This is a genomic window from Ruegeria sp. SATB027 (assembly GCF_059613825.1).
Window position 1 is genome coordinate 1 of record NZ_JBXWTH010000049.1, and the last position, 15,369, is coordinate 15,369.

Below are 15,369 nucleotides of genomic sequence, written 5' to 3' on the forward strand. Positions count from 1 at the left end.
AACCGCGTCGACAACGCATACGGCGACCGAAACCTCGTCTGCACATGCCCACCAATGGACGCATACGAAGACGCCGCAGAGTAACACAACCCTACCCCGCCGAAACATCGGCGGGGTTTTTCGCCAATCGGAAACGCGTGTTCTGATTTGTGCCCGTTTCAGATGTCGTTTTTACCCGGTAAAGCGTCTTTTCTGCTTGCTGCAGGTGCGAAGGCCCCCTAGGTCTGTCCGTGGGACACCCCTCCCCAACGAGGGGCGTGTATCTGGAAGGGTAATACACATGACGATCGAACAACCGGCGACGCGGCCGGCAAGTCCGCGTTTTTCTTCGGGCCCCTGTGCCAAACCCCCCACATTTGACCTGACAAAACTGGCTGATGCCGCATTGGGCCGGTCGCACCGCGCCGCTGTCGGCAAGGATAAGCTGAAGGCGGCCATCGAAGGCACGCGCGAGATTCTGGGCATTCCGGCGGATTACCGCATTGGCATCGTTCCCGCCTCGGACACCGGCGCGGTTGAAATGGCGCTGTGGTCTTTGCTGGGTGCGCGCAAGGTCGAGATGCTAGCCTGGGAAAGCTTTGGGTCCGGCTGGGTGACCGATGTGGTCAAGCAGCTGAAGATCGACGCCGAGGTGAAGACCGCGGATTACGGGCAGATCGTTGATCTGGCCTCGGTCGATTTCGCAAATGACGTGGTGTTCACGTGGAACGGCACAACCTCGGGTGTACGGGTACCCAATGGCGACTGGATTGCCGATGACCGCCAGGGCCTGACGATCTGCGATGCAACCTCGGCGGCCTTTGCGATGGATCTGCCCTGGGACAAGCTGGATGTAACAACCTTCAGCTGGCAGAAAGTGCTGGGCGGCGAAGCGGCCCACGGGATGCTGATCCTCAGCCCGCGCGCCGTTGAACGGCTGGAAAGCTATACCCCCGCATGGCCGCTGCCCAAGATTTTCCGCCTGACCAAGAGCGGCAAACTGATCGAAGGCATCTTTAACGGGGCAACGATCAACACGCCGTCAATGCTGGCGGTCGAAGATTATCTCTTTGCGCTGGACTGGGCCCGCTCGGTGGGCGGATTGCAGGGGTTGATCGCGCGTGCGGATGCCAATGCGGGTGCGGTACACGCGTTCTGCGACCAGAACGGCTGGATCGCAAACCTGGCCGAGGATGAGGCGACACGGTCGAACACTTCGGTCTGCCTGAAGTTCACCGACGCGCGTATTCAGGACGGTGCTGCCTTTGCCAAGGCAGTCGCCAAGCGGCTTGAGACCGAGAATATCGCGCTGGATATCGGCGCCTATCGCGACGCGCCAGCAGGTCTGCGCATCTGGTGCGGCGGTACGGTTGAAACCTCGGATATCGAGGCGATGCTGCCCTGGCTGGCCTGGGCCTTTGCGACCGAGATCAAAGCGCAGGCGCAGGCTGCCTGAGTTTCATGTGCCGGGCTGAAGCCCGGCCTACCCCATCACCGACATAGGGCGGGCGTCAGCCCGCTATCCCCCTGAAGAATTCAAAGGACCAATCAAAATGGCTCCCAAAGTACTGGTATCCGACAAGCTCAGCGAAACCGCAGTGCAGATTTTCCGCGACCGTGGCATCGACGTGGATTTCATGCCCGAGCTGGGCAAAGACAAGGACAAGCTGGCCGAGGTGATCGGTCAATATGACGGTCTTGCCATCCGTTCGGCCACCAAGGTCACACCGACCCTTCTGGAAAAAGCCGACAGGCTGAAGGTCATCGGCCGCGCCGGGATCGGCACCGACAATGTCGACAAAGAGGCGGCCTCGAAAAAAGGTGTGATCGTGATGAACACGCCCTTCGGCAACATGATCACCACCGCCGAACACGCCATCGCGATGATGTTCGCCGTGGCGCGGCAGATCCCCGAGGCCAGCACCTCGACCCATGCGGGCAAGTGGGAAAAGTCCAAGTTCATGGGGATCGAGCTGACCAACAAGACACTGGGCGTGATCGGTGCCGGCAACATTGGTGGCATCGTGTGCGAACGTGCGTTGGGCCTGAAGATGAAGGTTGTCGCCTATGATCCTTATCTGGGCGAAGAGAAAGCCTCTAAGATGGGCGTGGAAAAGGTCGAGCTGGACGAACTGCTGGCGCGTGCCGATTTCATCACCCTGCATGTGCCGCTGACGGATCAGACCCGCAACATCCTGAGCCGCGAGAATCTGGCCAAAACCAAAAAGGGTGTACGGATCATCAACTGTGCCCGTGGCGGTCTGGTCGATGAAGTGGCGCTGGCCGAGATGCTGCAATCCGGCCATGTTGCCGGAGCGGCCTTTGACGTGTTCAGCGAAGAACCCGCCAAGGACAACGCATTGTTCAACCTGCCCAACGTGGTCTGCACGCCCCATCTGGGCGCGGCGACGACCGAGGCGCAGGAGAACGTGGCGCTGCAGGTGGCTGAACAGATTTCGAACTACCTGCTGACAGGCGCGGTCGAGAACGCGCTGAACATGCCCAGCGTGACCGCGGAAGAAGCCAAGCTGATGGGGCCGTGGATCAAGCTGGCAGGTCATCTGGGCAGCTTCATTGGCCAGATGACGGACGAGCCGGTCAAGGCGATCAACATCCTCTATGACGGTGTGGCCGCTGAAATGAACCTGGCCGCGCTGAACTGTTCGGTGGTCGCGGGGATCATGAAAAAGTTCAACCCCGAGGTGAACATGGTCTCGGCCCCTGTGGTCGCGAAAGAGCGCGGGATCAAAATCTCGACCACCAATCAGGACAAGTCGGGTGTTTTTGATGGCTATATCAAAGTCACGGTCGTAACGGACAAGCGTGAACGGTCGATCGCTGGCACGGTGTTCAGCGATGGCAAGCCGCGCTTTATCCAGATTAAGGGCATCAATATCGATGCCGAGGTCGGTGCTCATATGCTGTACACCACCAACGAAGACGTGCCCGGCATCATCGGCACGCTGGGTCAAACCATGGGTGAAAACAACGTCAACATCGCCAACTTTACCCTCGGCCGCGCAGAGGCCGGAGGCGAAGCGATTGCATTGCTCTATGTCGACGAACCGGTCCCGGCCGAAGCGCGGGCGAAGCTTGCCGAAACAGGCCTGTTCACGCAGATCAAGCCGCTGGAATTCGACGTCGCCTGATCGGGGCTGTTGAGTTTGAGAAACAGTTCAGGACCCGGTTGCACGTGCGATCGGGTCACTTGTTCTCTCCGGTTGCGATCTGAGGCACAAGCAAGCTGAACTTTACCGCCGGAGGCCGTCTATGACACAGCCAATCTATGTTATTGGTGATCTGCACGGGCAGGTGGCTGAGCTGGAGCGCGCGCTGTCCCTGATCCAAAGCGACGGCGGCCCCGATGCTCAGATCGTGTTTCTGGGTGACTACGTTGACCGCGGCCCTGACAGTCGCGGGCTGATCGAACGCCTGATTGCCGGGCGCGATGCTGGCCGAAACTGGATCACTCTGCTGGGCAATCACGACCGCATGTTTGCCTGGTTCATGGAGGACACTCCGCGCCACGATCCGCATTTGTTGGTGGGATACCACTGGCTGCATGACAGGTTGGGCGGGATCGACACCCTGCGCAGCTATGGGGTGGAATTCGAAGGTCAGATTCGCCTTGAAAACCTGCACCGTATGGCACAGGCAGCCGTGCCGAAATCGCACCTGACCTTTCTGCGCGATCTGGTGGTGATGCATCAGACGCCCGAGATTGCCTTTGTTCATGCGGGAATCCGTCCGGGTGTGCCACTGAATGAACAGCAGGCAAGTGATCTGATCTGGATCAGACAGGACTTCCACGACTACCAAGGCCCGCATCCCAAACTGATCGTTCATGGACACACGCCTGTGGATCAGGCGACGCATTATGGCAACCGGATCAATCTGGACACGGGGGCCGGGTACGGACGCCCGACGGGCGTCGCCGCATTCGAGGGACAGAATTGCTGGGAACTGACCGAACAGGGTCGAACACCGTTGACGCCCTGAGTCTGCTCGCCTGGGTATGACATTGGAGATTTAATATGTATGTCGCCACTTTGCTGACCAACCCGGCTGCACCTTCACTGGACCGTGCCTTGCCGGAATCGCTGCGCAACGCGTGGGGCGGTGGGGATGTCCTGTGGCTCAGCCCGGACGAGGCGGTCGAGTTTGACCTGCGCGACATGCCCGCCAATCGCTGGGACGTTTGGGCAGACTTGCAGGGCATGGGCGTGGACCTGATTGTGCAGCCCGCACAGGGGCGGCGCAAACAGATGCTGCTGGCCGATATGGACAGCACCATGATCCAGCAGGAATGCATTGATGAACTGGCGGATGAGGCTGGCGTCGGCGAAAGGGTCAAGGACATCACCGCCCGCGCCATGAACGGAGAGTTGGATTTCGAAGGTGCCCTGATCGAACGGGTTGGTCTGCTGAAGGATCTGGATGAAAGCGTCATTGGCAAAGTTCTGCGCGAACGGATCACCCTGATGCCCGGCGGACAGGCGTTGCTGGCAACGATGCGGGCTAACGGAGCCTATGCTGCACTGGTGTCCGGTGGCTTTACCGCCTTCACCACGCGGGTGGCAGAATTGCTGGGGTTCGATGAAAACCGCGCCAACACTCTGCTGGCCGCAGATGGCAAACTGACGGGCGATGTGGCGCGTCCTATTCTGGGACGTCAGGCCAAAATCGAGGCGCTTGAACAGATCTCCACTCGCCTTGGCCTGTCCGAGGATGACGTGATCGCCGTCGGCGACGGGGCCAATGATCTGGGTATGCTGGGGCGGGCCGGAACCGGGGTTGCCCTTCATGCCAAACCGTCGGTGGCTGCGAAATGCGACGTGCGGGTGAATCACGGCGACCTGACGGCACTGCTTTACCTGCAAGGGTACAGTCGCGCGGATTTCGTCGAATCCTGACAGGGCTTTTCATTATTTAACATTTGTGTTAAATATCGGTCATGAGCACGCTTCTGACCACCTTTTCCGCTTTGTCCGACGCCACCCGGTTCTCGATTGTCGAGCAACTGATGGAGCAGGGCGAACTGCCCGCCGGTGACCTGATCGTAGGGCGCGGAATCTCCGGCGCTGCGATTTCGCGCCATCTGAAAGTATTGCGCGAAGCCGGGCTGGTTGAACAGCGCGTGCGGGGCACCCAACGGATGTACTCCATCCGGCCCGACGGGCTGCGGATGATTGCCAACTGGACGATCTCCAAACGGCAATTCTGGGAAAGCAGCCTCGATCGCCTCAGTGATATCATCGAAAGGGAGAATTCATGGCCGACCTGAAACTGGAACGGGACTTCCCCGTCAGCCCAGAAGACCTGTTTGCATGGATCAGCGACGGCAGCCGGTTGTTGCAATGGTGGGGGCCCGAAGGGATGCACGTGCCTGAACACAATCTGGATTTCTCGCGCACCGGCCCGTGGTATTCGGTCATGGAAAACGGCGAGGGCCAGCAATACAAGGTCTCGGGCCACGTCACGCATGTCGACCCGCCAAACTCAGTAGGGTTTACTTGGGGCTGGCATGACGATCAGGATCAGCGCGGGGCCGAAAGCCACGTCACCTTTACAGTCACAGCGACAGGCACGGGGTCACGCCTGGTTTTGGACCACCGCGAACTGGCCGATGCCGAAGCAGCCGCGAACCACAATCAGGGCTGGACGTCTTCGCTGCGCAAACTCGAAGCGAAGTGCAAATAAGGTTTCATCAGGGAGGAGCGATATGCCCCAATATTTGTTTGTCTATCACGGGGGACACACCCCGACCGACCCCGCCGAGATCGAGGCGACCATGGCCGCTTGGGGCGCATGGTTTCAGGGTATGGCCGAAGCGTTAGAGATCCCCGGCAACCCGGTCGGACAGTCCTATACGGTCAGCAGCAGCGGGGTTGTCGACAATGGCGGTGCGAACCCGGCTTCGGGCTTTACCGTGATTAAGGCCGACAGCATCGAAGCCGCGACCGAGATGGCCAAGGGCTGTCCGATGGTCGTCAACGGTTCGGGCTCGGTCGAGGTTGCCGAGGTGCACGAGATCGAGATGTAGCGGCCTTAGCCGGGGAAACCCGGCGCAGGTTTGATCACGCCGCATTCCAGCCCCCGGCGGCTGTATTGCGTGGCGTTCATGAATTTGCGGGTGGCCGGGTGATCGGCCTCCAGCACACCAAGGCTCACCAGAATGGCGGCGATGGCACATTCACTGGCCCGTGTGGTGCCATCGGTGATCTTCAACGCAACGCCCATGCGTTTTTCCGGGATGATGGCCACAAACACCGCCTCGGCCCCGGTCTTGATGGCGACGCGCCCGTTCATGGCGCGCATCAGTTCGGTGCAGGCACGGGTCTCACCGGCAACCAGTTCCGGATGCTTCACCATGGCTGCCACCAACTGAACCGCCGCCTCGCTGGAACGGTCGGACCGATCCGAGGCGCTTGCGAACCACGCCATCGACCGGGCCAGCCCGGCCAGCGACACGGCGAAATTCGGGGCGGAACAGCCGTCAATACCGTAACCGGGGCTGGTTTCGCCTGACGTCTCTTCGATGACAGACAGGCAGGCCTGCTGCACCGGGTGGTCGATTTCCAGATATTCCGGTCCTGCGCCCATATGCTGACCCAGTGTCAGGAAACCACAATGCTTGCCGGAACAATTGTTGTGGATCTGGCACGGGGTGTCATCCGCCAGAATCAGCCGATCCCGCGCGGCAGTGTCCGCTGGCTCCTGTGGCCCGCAGCGCAAGTCGTGCTCGCTCAGCCCCAGATGATCAAGCCACGCTGTCACGCGGTCGGTATGGATCGCGGCCCCATTGTGGGACGCGCAGGCCAGCGCAAGATGTTCGCTGTTCAATCCGTATTTTGCCGCGGCTCCCGACGTGACCAGCGGAAGCGCCTGAATCATCTTGGCGGATGAGCGCGGATAGATAACTGCCTGCGGGTCGCCCCAGCTGCGCACGATCTGGCCGGTGTCGTCGCAGATGACCGCGTGGCCCAAATGCAGGCTTTCCAGCAAGTTGCCACGCCACAGTTCTGTCATTGCTACGGGCTGCGTCATCTGGACCTCCGAAATTTATGCGCAAAATTCTGCCAATCGCCCTTTCGCCTGTGGCGAAACCTGCGTTAGTGTGTGTATGTCGGCAATCATCGGAATGCGCAACGGAATAGACGGGCCGGAAGGGTTCGCAGCCATGTCCGATGGATTTGAGGTATCGGTCGAGCTAGGAGGCTGGACAAATGGGATCAATGCTCGTTCGTACGATCGCGGGCCTGTGTGTGGCAGGCATCGCCGCAACGTCTGCACTCGCCCAACAGGCGACAAGCACAAACCGGGTTGCTGCAAAAACGGACTGGAGCGTTTTTGTCGAAGATGATCCCACCGAATGCTGGAGCGTTTCGGCCCCCAAGGAAACCGTGAACACCCGGGGCGGGCGCGTCGTATCCGTGCGGCGCAGCGACATCCTGTTGTTTGTGTTCTATCGCCCCAATGCCGAGGTCAAAGGACAAGTGACCTTTACCGGCGGCTATCCGTTTGCACCGGGATCGACGGTGAACCTGAATGTCGACGGGTCCGAGTTTGAGCTGTTCACCGAAGGTGAGTGGGCCTGGCCCGCATCAGATGCAGATGACGCCAAGATCGTCACCGCGCTGAAACGCGGTACCGAGGCTGTTCTGACCGCCCGGTCCGAACGCGGCACACAAACCAAGGACACCTTCTCGCTGCTGGGCTTTACCGCAGCAATCGAAGACGCTGAAAAGCGGTGCACCAAGTAAGCACCCCGACCTAAGCAAATGGTCCCGTCTTTGGCGGGGCTTTTTTTGTTTTTACGCTCCCCTGTACCTTTACGCAGGATCAACCCGTTTACTTGATCCGTATCAATGTGAGCTCTGACGATTTCCGAACTAATCAGTTCAAGAGAAACCAAGGAGTTGCCACCATGCTGAACAAATCTCTTGTCGCGTTGATGATGATATCAGCCATGCTGCTGAGTGCCTGCGAAAACAAGGGCGAGACTTATCCTGTAACCGGCGAACAATGCGGACCGAACGATCCGGTCAAGACCCTGGATGCCGAAGATTGCTATATCCCACCCGCGGGTGTCTGACGCGGAACTGCATTTCCGTTGGTTTAGGGGGCCAACCGGCATCTAAACCTTTCTGGCAAAACATGTTACTCTGGCCTGACCCCAGCTGAATGGATGAATGAGGCGGCCATGCGTCTGATCTTGATCGCGCTGCTTTTGCCAGCCACCGCAACCGCCGACCCGGCGTTGGAATGTTCCGACGCCGGATCACAAGTCGAAATCGGATCCTGCGTCGGAGAGATGGAAGCACGGGTCTCGCGCGCGCTGCAGGTGAGTTTTGATTTGGCGGTACAATCTGCCAAGGAGCTGGACGAGGTCACCGGGCGGATAGTGGCTGAACCTGCCCTCATAGCGGCGCAACAGGCCTGGGAAACCTATCGCGATACGCATTGCACCGCCGTCGGCGCGTCGTTTGGTGGCGGATCGGGTACAGGTATCGCAATCACATCATGCCGGGTGAATTTGGGGCGGGCACGCGTTGAAGAACTGTTGAGTTTTGCAGACTGACTGAAACGATTCCTTTTGATCTTTGCACAGGTTCCTATATAGAGGCGCATCCCAAGCCAGAATCCTTGAAGATACGCCTCAGCAGGTACCACAATGTCGCCCAAAGCGCCGATCACTCAAGACGTCATGACCCTCCCTCGCAAATTGCCCGAGGGGAAGGTGAACCTTGTCGGTCTCACCCGCGACCGTTTGCGTGAGGTCCTGATCGAACATGGTACGCCCGATAAGCAGGCAAAGATGCGTACCGGTCAGATCTGGCAGTGGATCTATCAATGGGGCGTGCGCGATTTTTCCCAGATGACGAATCTCGCCAAAGCGTACCGTGCGCAACTGGCCGAAAACTTTGTGGTCGAGATACCCGAGGTCGTGACCCGACAGGTGTCCGAGGACGGCACCCGCAAATATCTGTGCCGGATCGCGGGCGGGCACGAGGTCGAGGTGGTCTACATCCCCGAAGAAGATCGCGGTACGCTGTGCATATCGTCTCAGGTCGGATGTACACTGACATGTTCGTTTTGTCATACGGGCACCCAGAAGCTTGTACGTAATTTAACATCTGCCGAAATTGTCGGGCAGATCATGATGGCGCGCGACGATCTTGACGAATGGCCGACCCCCGGTGCGCCAAAGGATGAAACGCGCCTTCTGTCAAACATCGTTCTGATGGGAATGGGCGAGCCGCTTTACAATTTCGAAAACGTCCGCGATGCGATGAAGATCGCGATGGATCCCGAGGGGATTTCCCTGTCGCGCCGCCGAATTACGCTGTCGACCAGTGGAGTGGTACCCGAAATTGCGCGCACGGCTGAGGAAATCGGCTGTCTGCTGGCGATCTCGTTCCATGCAACCACGGATGAAACCCGCGACGTTCTGGTTCCAATCAATAAACGCTGGAATATCGAGGAGTTGTTGCAGGCGCTGGCCAGCTATCCCAATGCCTCGAACTCCGAGCGGATCACGTTCGAATACGTGATGCTGGACGGTGTGAATGACAGCGACGCGGATGCCCATCGTTTGATCGACCACATCAAGCGTCACAAAATTCCGGCCAAGATCAACCTGATCCCGTTTAACGAATGGCCCGGCGCGCCGTACAAGCGCAGCTCGAACAACCGCATCCGCGCTTTTGCCAACATCATCTATCAGGCAGGCTACGCCTCTCCCATTCGCAAGACACGGGGCGAGGATATCATGGCGGCGTGCGGTCAGTTGAAATCGGCATCCGAACGTGCCCGCAAATCACGCAAACAGATTGAGTCCGAAGCCGGTTTAACCCCGTAGTTTTTCTGTCCGGTTCATCATGGATCGGGTGGTCGTGCTTTGATTGTCCAAGATGACCACCTGCACGCATGAAGTGTGCCTGTAAACTTAATGTTTCAGATGCTGATTCAATATGCATAATTTGCTATATTTTAATGATTCAATGCCGCAGGATGCAGGTTCAAATCGATGCACAAGGCGGTGAGATTCCGGGACCTGAGCTGGTAAGAGTTCTCGGAGCCGCTAGAATAAGAACACTGTCGTCACGTGGCGCTCAGGCGAACTGATTTTCAGGTAGGTCGTAATAATGGACTCGTATCTTCGAATAATTCTCCAGCACAAGGCCATTGCGTGCGCGACACTTCTGGTTTCTTCAGGACTGGCAACGGCGGATGGTCACAACGCCCACATCGCGATCGAAAACCCGGCAGAGCTAAGCAAGGATGAGGCCGCGGCCCACTACCATTCGCTCAGCCGCCGCATGGCACGGGGGTATGCTGCGGCGCAACTGGATCTGGTTCTAAACTACCAAAGCTGGCCGCTTTTCAACGACGCGCCATATATCTCGGCCACACACGGACAGCGTTTCGTCAACACGTATGCCAACCGAATGGCGCACAACTATGGGACATTGCAACAGGGCGAAGAACTGCCCGTGGGATCGGTGCTTGCCAAGGACAGCATGACGGTGACCGATGAAGGTCACATACACCCCGGCGCCATGTTCATAATGGAAAAACTGCCAAAAGGCACCAGCCCGAACACCGCTGACTGGCGTTATATCATGGTGCTGCCGGACGGGTCCTTGTTTGGCGATAACATGGGCGCCCGTGCCAGCGAAGTTGCCTATTGCCACGTCTGTCACGAACAAGTGGCGGATCGCGACTACACGTTCTTTATCCCCGAAGAATATCGGGTGGGAAACTAAGCCGGTTCACCCGGCAGCTTGAGTTCTGTCGCCTCACGGCGGCTGAGCTGTTCGCCTTGCTTCCGTTTGGACAGCACCTCGCGGGCCAACGCGTATTTATCATCTTGCCAGAAGATCAGGCATCCGTTGCAGCCCTTGCCGCAGCATCCTTCCGTGCCGATGCGGTTTGTCTTGAATCGGCGTTCGTTACCGTCTTGGCCAATCTTTTCAACCAGATCATCGCGGCGGCGTGCATAGGCAGTTGGGTTGTCGCGACCGGTGGTTTCCAATCCCTGCACGAGCTTGTCAAAGCGAATGCGGCTCCAGTGTTCGTCGGTCAGGGCGCGTTCCTTGCGCAGCACTGAATAGACCGGAAAACGGGCGCGCAGATTGTCGATATCCTCGTGATCAAACAGGGTGAAAGGCATCCGAATGATGGTTTTTGTGCTGCCATGCACCACGTCCAGCCGTGCGCCATCATGGGCGCGTTCGAAATCATAAACCCGCAGCAGAACCGTGTCGCGCGCAACTGGCGAGACGAAATCCAGCACATCACCCGGTTCCAGCTTGTTCTTCACCTCGACCAGAAAGGCATCCTCGGTCACTTCGGTGACGATCCCGGCATATTCCCATTGCGCGATGGATGCGGTGTGTTCGTAATCATGGGCGTAATTGGTCAGCCGCCCTTCGTGGAAGGCCAGCGTATAGCCGCGATTCCCGACGGTTTCGAGCTCACGCATGTAAGGCTTGGGGTCCCAGTTTTCGGGGTCCGCGAAATAGTCATCTATCGCCATACGATAGGCTCGTGCGACGATCGCGGCGTAGTATTCCGATTTGCCGCGCCCTTCGACCTTGAGGCTGTCGACACCGATTTTCAGGTACTCATCCAGTTTCGGCATGATGCAGAGGTCGCGTGAGTTGAGGATGTACGAGCCGCGATCATCCTCTTCGATGGGCATCAGGTCACCGGGGCGGCAGCCTTCTTCCAGCAGGAATTCGAACAGGTCGGCGTTTTCCTCGGTGATACGCAGCTCCTGATGTGTGCCATCCTTGAGGCGCAGTTTCAGACCATAGTTCCAGCGACAGGAATTGGCACAGTTGCCCTGGTTGGCCCCGCGTTCGGCCATGAAATTCGACAGCAGACAGCGGCCCGAATAGGTCATGCACATGGCGCCGTGCACGAAGGCTTCTAGCTTAATATCAGGGCATTTCTCACGGATCTCGACCAGTTCGGGATAGGAAACCTCACGCGCCAGAACCACCAGCTCGGCCCCCTGATCCTGCCAGAACTTCACCGACAGCCACGAACAGATATTGGCCTGGGTCGAGATATGCAGCGGCAGTTCGGGCGCGCGCTCGCGGACGTATTGGAACACGCCTGGATCGGCGATGATCAACCCGTCGGGCTGCACCTTGCGCACCGTGTCGATATATTCGTCCAGCTTCGGGATGTCTTTGTTGTGCGAGAACAGGTTCAGGGTCAGGTAGGCGCGTCGGCCATGGCTGTGACAGAACTCGACCCCTTCAATCACCTCGTCCAGCGAAAACTCGGACTTGGTGCGCAGCGACATATCCGGCGTGCCCAAATACACGGCGTCTGCCCCATAGAGGATGGCGAGCTTAAGTTTGCGCAGATTGCCCGCAGGCATCAGCAATTCGGATCTGGGCTGGGTCATGGAAGCTACCTGACAAAGGATCAAGGCGGCCTTCTACGCCAAAATCATTGCGCCCAAAACCCTGTTATCTGCGACGGAACCGCGCTGTGCCAATGACCTCGATCAGTTGTTTGCGCACCGGCTCGGGTTGCGCCTCGACTGCGTTCAGAACCTCACGCAGTTCAGCGCGCAGCCCATGCATCTGATCAATCAATGAGATCATCATCGACAGCGCATCGGCCTCCATGTCGTATTGCTCGTGCAACTCGCAAGCCAGTTCCAGCCGGGCAACGTCGATACTGTGATAGACCAGCCCCTGCTCCGATTGTTCAGGGATCACGATTTCGGCCGCAAGATACTCGGTCAGGCGGTCCGAGGTCAGGCGCGAGACGGTTTCGATCAGTTCCTTTTCGGTCAGGGTCATGACGGCATTCCTTTCCGCGGATCGTAGCGGTGCGTTTCGCGCCATGTCTCCATGAACTGCCTGAGATCATCATCGATCTTGTCGGGCATCGAGACAGTCAATTCGATCAGTTGGTCGCCGCGCAGGGACGAGCCGCGTTTCTTCACCCCCTTGCCGCGCAGGCGAAGGGTTTTGCCGCTGCTGGTGCCCGCCGGAACATTGACGTTCACACCGCCATCGATGGTGGGGGCGGCGACTTTCCCGCCCAGAATGGCCTCATCGATGCTGATCGGCAGCGTGATATGGATGTCGTCGCCCTGACGGTCAAACACCGGATGTTTGGCGACCGTGACGGTCACCAACGCATCCCCCGGAGGGCCTTCGCCATAACCCGGAGCACCCTTGCCGCGCAGACGGATGGTCTGACCTTCTGTTATACCGGCGGGGATCTTGACCTCGATCCGGTTGCCGTCTGGTAGGGTCAATTTCTGGCTGGCGCCAAACACGGCATCCAGAAAGCTGATTTGCAGGGAATAGTTCAGGTTATGCCCCGGCGCATGAAACTCATGCCTTTGCTGGCCGCCAAATCCACCGCGTCCGCGCATGAATTCGGCAAAGATGTCCGACATGTCGTCCGGGTCCGCCTGACGCCCGCGATAGGGGTTTCCAGCGGCCTCGGCATAGTCCCGGTAATAGTGTTGTTGCGGGCGTTCCTGACCCGATGCGTCGATTTCGCCATTGTCGTAACGGGCGCGGGTTTCAGGATCTTTCAGCAAGTCATACGCAGCAGCTGCGGCCTTGAATTTGGCCTCGGCCTTGGCATCGCCGGGTTTCAGGTCCGGGTGGCACTCCTTGGCAATACGCCTGTAGGCTTTCTTGATTTCGTCGGCACTGGCGTCTTTCGATACGCCAAGGACGGAATAGGGATCGTCGCTCATCTCACACTCACGGGTCAGGGACAGGTCTGATCTTGATGAATGTGTTCTACCACGTGTTTTCAACGGGTCAAAAGCAAGAGGCGATTGAATTGTCTCGAAAAAACTCAGAAGCCTGCTAATATCTTCATATTTCTGATTGTAGATTGACGGAGGCCATCCCATGTCGCGCAGAATCAAATCCGCTTTGGCCCTGCTGGCCGGCAATGCCATCGGGCTGTTGCTGGCTTCGCTGATACTGTCCGGTTTCGCGATCAAACCGATCTCATTTATCGTGGTTGTGATTGTTTTCACCGTCGTTCAGGTGATCGCCGAGCCCTTGATACTGAAGCTTGGCGAAAAGAAAGCGCCCGCATTGAAAGGCGGGATCGCCCTGGTCGTGACATTTGTGGGCCTGCTGGTGACCGACCTCATCGCGTCCGGGCTGACCGTTGGCGGTATCTCGAACCTGCTGGCGGCGACGCTGCTTGTCTGGCTGGGGGCGCTGATCGCCAGCGTGGTACTGCCGATCTACGTTTTCAAGGACCTGCGTGCCGCGAATAAGTAATCACAGCGCGTTCAGGCTGGCCTCAATCGCCTTCCACAGTTCGTCCACCGGTTCGCATCCAACGGACAGGCGGATGAAGGCCGGGTCGACACTATCGCCCCAGCGCGCGCGGCGCTCGGCCGAGCTGTGAACACCACCGAAGGAGGTGGCGGGGCGCAAAAGCGGGCAAGTGTTGATGAAGGCTTCGGCCTTGTCTTCGCTTTCCAAAGTCAAGGATAGCAGAAATCCGAACCGTGCCGTTTGTGCCTGCGCCAGTGTGTGTGATGGATCATCGGCCAGCCCGGGATAGCGGACCTGCTTGACCGCTGGGTGACCTGCCAACTGTTCCGCTATTACCTGAGCCGAGTTGCACATCCGGTCAAACCGGACATCCAGCGTTTCCAACCCGCGATGCAGCAGCCATGCCTCATGCGGTCCGGGGATCGATCCGGAGACTCTCCGCCATTCCTCGATCCGTTCCATGATGTCACTGTTGCGGCTGGCCACGTGACCCATCAGCATGTCGGAATGCCCGCCCATCGCCTTGGTGTCGGACGACACGACCACGTCGATGCCCAAATCCAACGGGCGCTGACCCAGCGGTGTCATCGTCGTATTGTCGGCAATCGTCACCCCGCCAGCAGACCGCACCTGTTCGGCTATAACTTTCAGGTCAATCATGTCCAGACCGGGGTTCGAAGGGCTTTCGGCGAACACAACGTCAAACCCGTCAAAACCACCTGCGGCAAACGCTGTGGTCGGGCGCTCTTCAACTGTCACGCCAAGACGCGAAAGGAACCGGTCCGCCAGCAGACGGGTGACATAGTACCCGTCCGAAGGGATCAGAAGGCGCGAACCGGCTTGCACCGTTGCAAACAGAGCCGCAGAAATCGCGGCCATGCCGGACGGGAAGCTGAGGCAAGGCGCGTCTTCCAGATGCGACAAAACATGCTCAAGATGTACCCAGGTGGGGTTATCGACACGGCCATAGGTCGGGTGACCGTCCGGCGCACCGGGCAGATGGAACATGCTGCTTTGCGTCAGTGGAAGGGCGACGGGTTCGCCTTTTGACAACGCGTTGCCACGCAGGTGGAGCATTTCGCCTGTCTTTGGGGGTTTCATC

General features: G+C 58.6%; 18 protein-coding genes. 13 read left to right on the plus strand and 5 right to left on the minus strand.

Translation table 11 applies throughout. From position 1 onward, the window contains the following. Positions 1 to 280: 280 nt before the first annotated feature. The 7 genes from AC2FPW_RS15390 to AC2FPW_RS15420 all read left to right on the plus strand — a co-directional run bounded on the left by AC2FPW_RS15390 (position 281) and on the right by AC2FPW_RS15420 (position 6,022). Complete coding sequence (locus AC2FPW_RS15390; protein WP_496814389.1) at positions 281 to 1,435, plus strand: phosphoserine transaminase; 1,155 nt, start codon at positions 281 to 283, stop codon at positions 1,433 to 1,435. Between the two features lie 97 nt (positions 1,436 to 1,532). Then, a complete protein-coding gene (serA, locus tag AC2FPW_RS15395; protein WP_496814390.1) occupies positions 1,533 to 3,128 on the plus strand; it encodes a phosphoglycerate dehydrogenase in 1,596 nt (531 codons plus the stop codon). 121 nt (positions 3,129 to 3,249) lie between these two features. Further along, a complete protein-coding gene (locus AC2FPW_RS15400; protein ID WP_496814391.1) occupies positions 3,250 to 3,978 on the plus strand; it encodes a metallophosphoesterase family protein in 729 nt (242 codons plus the stop codon). Between the two features lie 35 nt (positions 3,979 to 4,013). After that, on the plus strand, positions 4,014 to 4,892 hold the full coding sequence (serB, locus tag AC2FPW_RS15405; RefSeq protein WP_496814392.1) for a phosphoserine phosphatase SerB: 879 nt from the start codon (positions 4,014 to 4,016) through the stop codon (positions 4,890 to 4,892). A gap of 41 nt (positions 4,893 to 4,933) precedes the next feature. Next, positions 4,934 to 5,263 carry an ArsR/SmtB family transcription factor gene (locus AC2FPW_RS15410; protein WP_496814394.1) on the plus strand — a complete coding sequence of 110 codons (330 nt, stop codon included), beginning with the start codon at positions 4,934 to 4,936 and terminating at the stop codon, positions 5,261 to 5,263. After that, a complete protein-coding gene (locus tag AC2FPW_RS15415) occupies positions 5,251 to 5,679 on the plus strand; it encodes an SRPBCC family protein (RefSeq protein WP_171638619.1) in 429 nt (142 codons plus the stop codon). The genes AC2FPW_RS15410 and AC2FPW_RS15415 overlap by 13 nt, the downstream gene beginning before the upstream one ends. Before the next feature lie 22 nt (positions 5,680 to 5,701). After that, positions 5,702 to 6,022: a YciI family protein gene (locus AC2FPW_RS15420; protein WP_267364302.1), complete on the plus strand. Its 321-nt coding sequence runs from the start codon at positions 5,702 to 5,704 to the stop codon at positions 6,020 to 6,022. A gap of 5 nt (positions 6,023 to 6,027) precedes the next feature. Here the strand turns inward: AC2FPW_RS15420 and AC2FPW_RS15425 are convergent, their stop codons facing one another. Continuing rightward, positions 6,028 to 7,026, minus strand: coding sequence for an asparaginase (locus tag AC2FPW_RS15425; protein ID WP_496814396.1), 999 nt, complete (start codon positions 7,024 to 7,026; stop codon positions 6,028 to 6,030). A gap of 179 nt (positions 7,027 to 7,205) precedes the next feature. Between AC2FPW_RS15425 and AC2FPW_RS15430 the strand changes: the two genes are divergently transcribed. From AC2FPW_RS15430 to AC2FPW_RS15450, 5 genes are all read left to right on the plus strand, one after another. Beyond that, complete coding sequence (locus tag AC2FPW_RS15430; RefSeq protein ID WP_209505046.1) at positions 7,206 to 7,742, plus strand: invasion associated locus B family protein; 537 nt, start codon at positions 7,206 to 7,208, stop codon at positions 7,740 to 7,742. Between the two features lie 164 nt (positions 7,743 to 7,906). Beyond that, complete coding sequence (locus AC2FPW_RS15435) at positions 7,907 to 8,074, plus strand: hypothetical protein (RefSeq protein ID WP_209505044.1); 168 nt, start codon at positions 7,907 to 7,909, stop codon at positions 8,072 to 8,074. 108 nt (positions 8,075 to 8,182) lie between these two features. Further along, a complete protein-coding gene (locus tag AC2FPW_RS15440; protein WP_480484164.1) occupies positions 8,183 to 8,560 on the plus strand; it encodes a lysozyme inhibitor LprI family protein in 378 nt (125 codons plus the stop codon). A 93-nt stretch (positions 8,561 to 8,653) separates the two neighbouring features. After that, positions 8,654 to 9,841 (plus strand): dual-specificity RNA methyltransferase RlmN, encoded by a 1,188-nt coding sequence (rlmN, locus tag AC2FPW_RS15445; protein ID WP_496814397.1) that lies wholly within the window; start codon positions 8,654 to 8,656, stop codon positions 9,839 to 9,841. A gap of 286 nt (positions 9,842 to 10,127) precedes the next feature. Further along, positions 10,128 to 10,748, plus strand: a complete 621-nt coding sequence (locus tag AC2FPW_RS15450) for a cytochrome P460 family protein (RefSeq protein WP_496814398.1) — start codon at positions 10,128 to 10,130, stop codon at positions 10,746 to 10,748. Here AC2FPW_RS15450 and AC2FPW_RS15455 read toward each other — a convergent pair. The 3 genes from AC2FPW_RS15455 to AC2FPW_RS15465 all read right to left on the minus strand — a co-directional run bounded on the left by AC2FPW_RS15455 (position 10,745) and on the right by AC2FPW_RS15465 (position 13,723). After that, positions 10,745 to 12,403: a U32 family peptidase gene (locus tag AC2FPW_RS15455; RefSeq protein ID WP_496753918.1), complete on the minus strand. Its 1,659-nt coding sequence runs from the start codon at positions 12,401 to 12,403 to the stop codon at positions 10,745 to 10,747. The two genes, AC2FPW_RS15450 and AC2FPW_RS15455, sit on opposite strands and share 4 nt — an antisense overlap. Positions 12,404 to 12,467: 64 nt before the next feature. Next, positions 12,468 to 12,806, minus strand: coding sequence for a hypothetical protein (locus AC2FPW_RS15460; protein ID WP_267363720.1), 339 nt, complete (start codon positions 12,804 to 12,806; stop codon positions 12,468 to 12,470). After that, complete coding sequence (locus AC2FPW_RS15465) at positions 12,803 to 13,723, minus strand: DnaJ C-terminal domain-containing protein (protein WP_267363719.1); 921 nt, start codon at positions 13,721 to 13,723, stop codon at positions 12,803 to 12,805. Before AC2FPW_RS15465 ends, AC2FPW_RS15460 begins: the two co-directional genes overlap by 4 nt. 160 nt (positions 13,724 to 13,883) lie before the next feature. Here AC2FPW_RS15465 and AC2FPW_RS15470 point away from each other — a divergent pair, with 160 nt between their 5' ends. Next, on the plus strand, positions 13,884 to 14,267 hold the full coding sequence (locus AC2FPW_RS15470; RefSeq protein WP_480493903.1) for a hypothetical protein: 384 nt from the start codon (positions 13,884 to 13,886) through the stop codon (positions 14,265 to 14,267). On the opposite strand, the gene AC2FPW_RS15475 is transcribed toward AC2FPW_RS15470, so the two are convergent. Then, positions 14,268 to 15,368 (minus strand): cystathionine gamma-lyase, encoded by a 1,101-nt coding sequence (locus AC2FPW_RS15475; protein ID WP_496814399.1) that lies wholly within the window; start codon positions 15,366 to 15,368, stop codon positions 14,268 to 14,270. Between the last annotated feature and the right edge of the window lies 1 nt (position 15,369).

Excerpts from the sequence above, each read along its gene's own strand:
- AC2FPW_RS15390 (WP_496814389.1), top strand. The coding sequence starts at position 281 with ATGACGATCGAACAACCGGCGACGCGGCCGGCAAGTCCGCGTTTTTCT.
- serA (WP_496814390.1), top strand. The coding sequence starts at position 1,533 with ATGGCTCCCAAAGTACTGGTATCCGACAAGCTCAGCGAAACCGCAGTG.
- AC2FPW_RS15400 (WP_496814391.1), top strand. The coding sequence starts at position 3,250 with ATGACACAGCCAATCTATGTTATTGGTGATCTGCACGGGCAGGTGGCT.
- serB (WP_496814392.1), top strand. The coding sequence starts at position 4,014 with ATGTATGTCGCCACTTTGCTGACCAACCCGGCTGCACCTTCACTGGAC.
- AC2FPW_RS15410 (WP_496814394.1), top strand. The coding sequence starts at position 4,934 with ATGAGCACGCTTCTGACCACCTTTTCCGCTTTGTCCGACGCCACCCGG.
- AC2FPW_RS15415 (WP_171638619.1), top strand. The coding sequence starts at position 5,251 with ATGGCCGACCTGAAACTGGAACGGGACTTCCCCGTCAGCCCAGAAGAC.
- AC2FPW_RS15420 (WP_267364302.1), top strand. The coding sequence starts at position 5,702 with ATGCCCCAATATTTGTTTGTCTATCACGGGGGACACACCCCGACCGAC.
- AC2FPW_RS15425 (WP_496814396.1), bottom strand. The coding sequence starts at position 7,026 with ATGACGCAGCCCGTAGCAATGACAGAACTGTGGCGTGGCAACTTGCTG.
- AC2FPW_RS15430 (WP_209505046.1), top strand. The coding sequence starts at position 7,206 with ATGGGATCAATGCTCGTTCGTACGATCGCGGGCCTGTGTGTGGCAGGC.
- AC2FPW_RS15435 (WP_209505044.1), top strand. The coding sequence starts at position 7,907 with ATGCTGAACAAATCTCTTGTCGCGTTGATGATGATATCAGCCATGCTG.
- AC2FPW_RS15440 (WP_480484164.1), top strand. The coding sequence starts at position 8,183 with ATGCGTCTGATCTTGATCGCGCTGCTTTTGCCAGCCACCGCAACCGCC.
- rlmN (WP_496814397.1), top strand. The coding sequence starts at position 8,654 with ATGTCGCCCAAAGCGCCGATCACTCAAGACGTCATGACCCTCCCTCGC.
- AC2FPW_RS15450 (WP_496814398.1), top strand. The coding sequence starts at position 10,128 with ATGGACTCGTATCTTCGAATAATTCTCCAGCACAAGGCCATTGCGTGC.
- AC2FPW_RS15455 (WP_496753918.1), bottom strand. The coding sequence starts at position 12,403 with ATGACCCAGCCCAGATCCGAATTGCTGATGCCTGCGGGCAATCTGCGC.
- AC2FPW_RS15460 (WP_267363720.1), bottom strand. The coding sequence starts at position 12,806 with ATGACCCTGACCGAAAAGGAACTGATCGAAACCGTCTCGCGCCTGACC.
- AC2FPW_RS15465 (WP_267363719.1), bottom strand. The coding sequence starts at position 13,723 with ATGAGCGACGATCCCTATTCCGTCCTTGGCGTATCGAAAGACGCCAGT.
- AC2FPW_RS15470 (WP_480493903.1), top strand. The coding sequence starts at position 13,884 with ATGTCGCGCAGAATCAAATCCGCTTTGGCCCTGCTGGCCGGCAATGCC.
- AC2FPW_RS15475 (WP_496814399.1), bottom strand. The coding sequence starts at position 15,368 with ATGAAACCCCCAAAGACAGGCGAAATGCTCCACCTGCGTGGCAACGCG.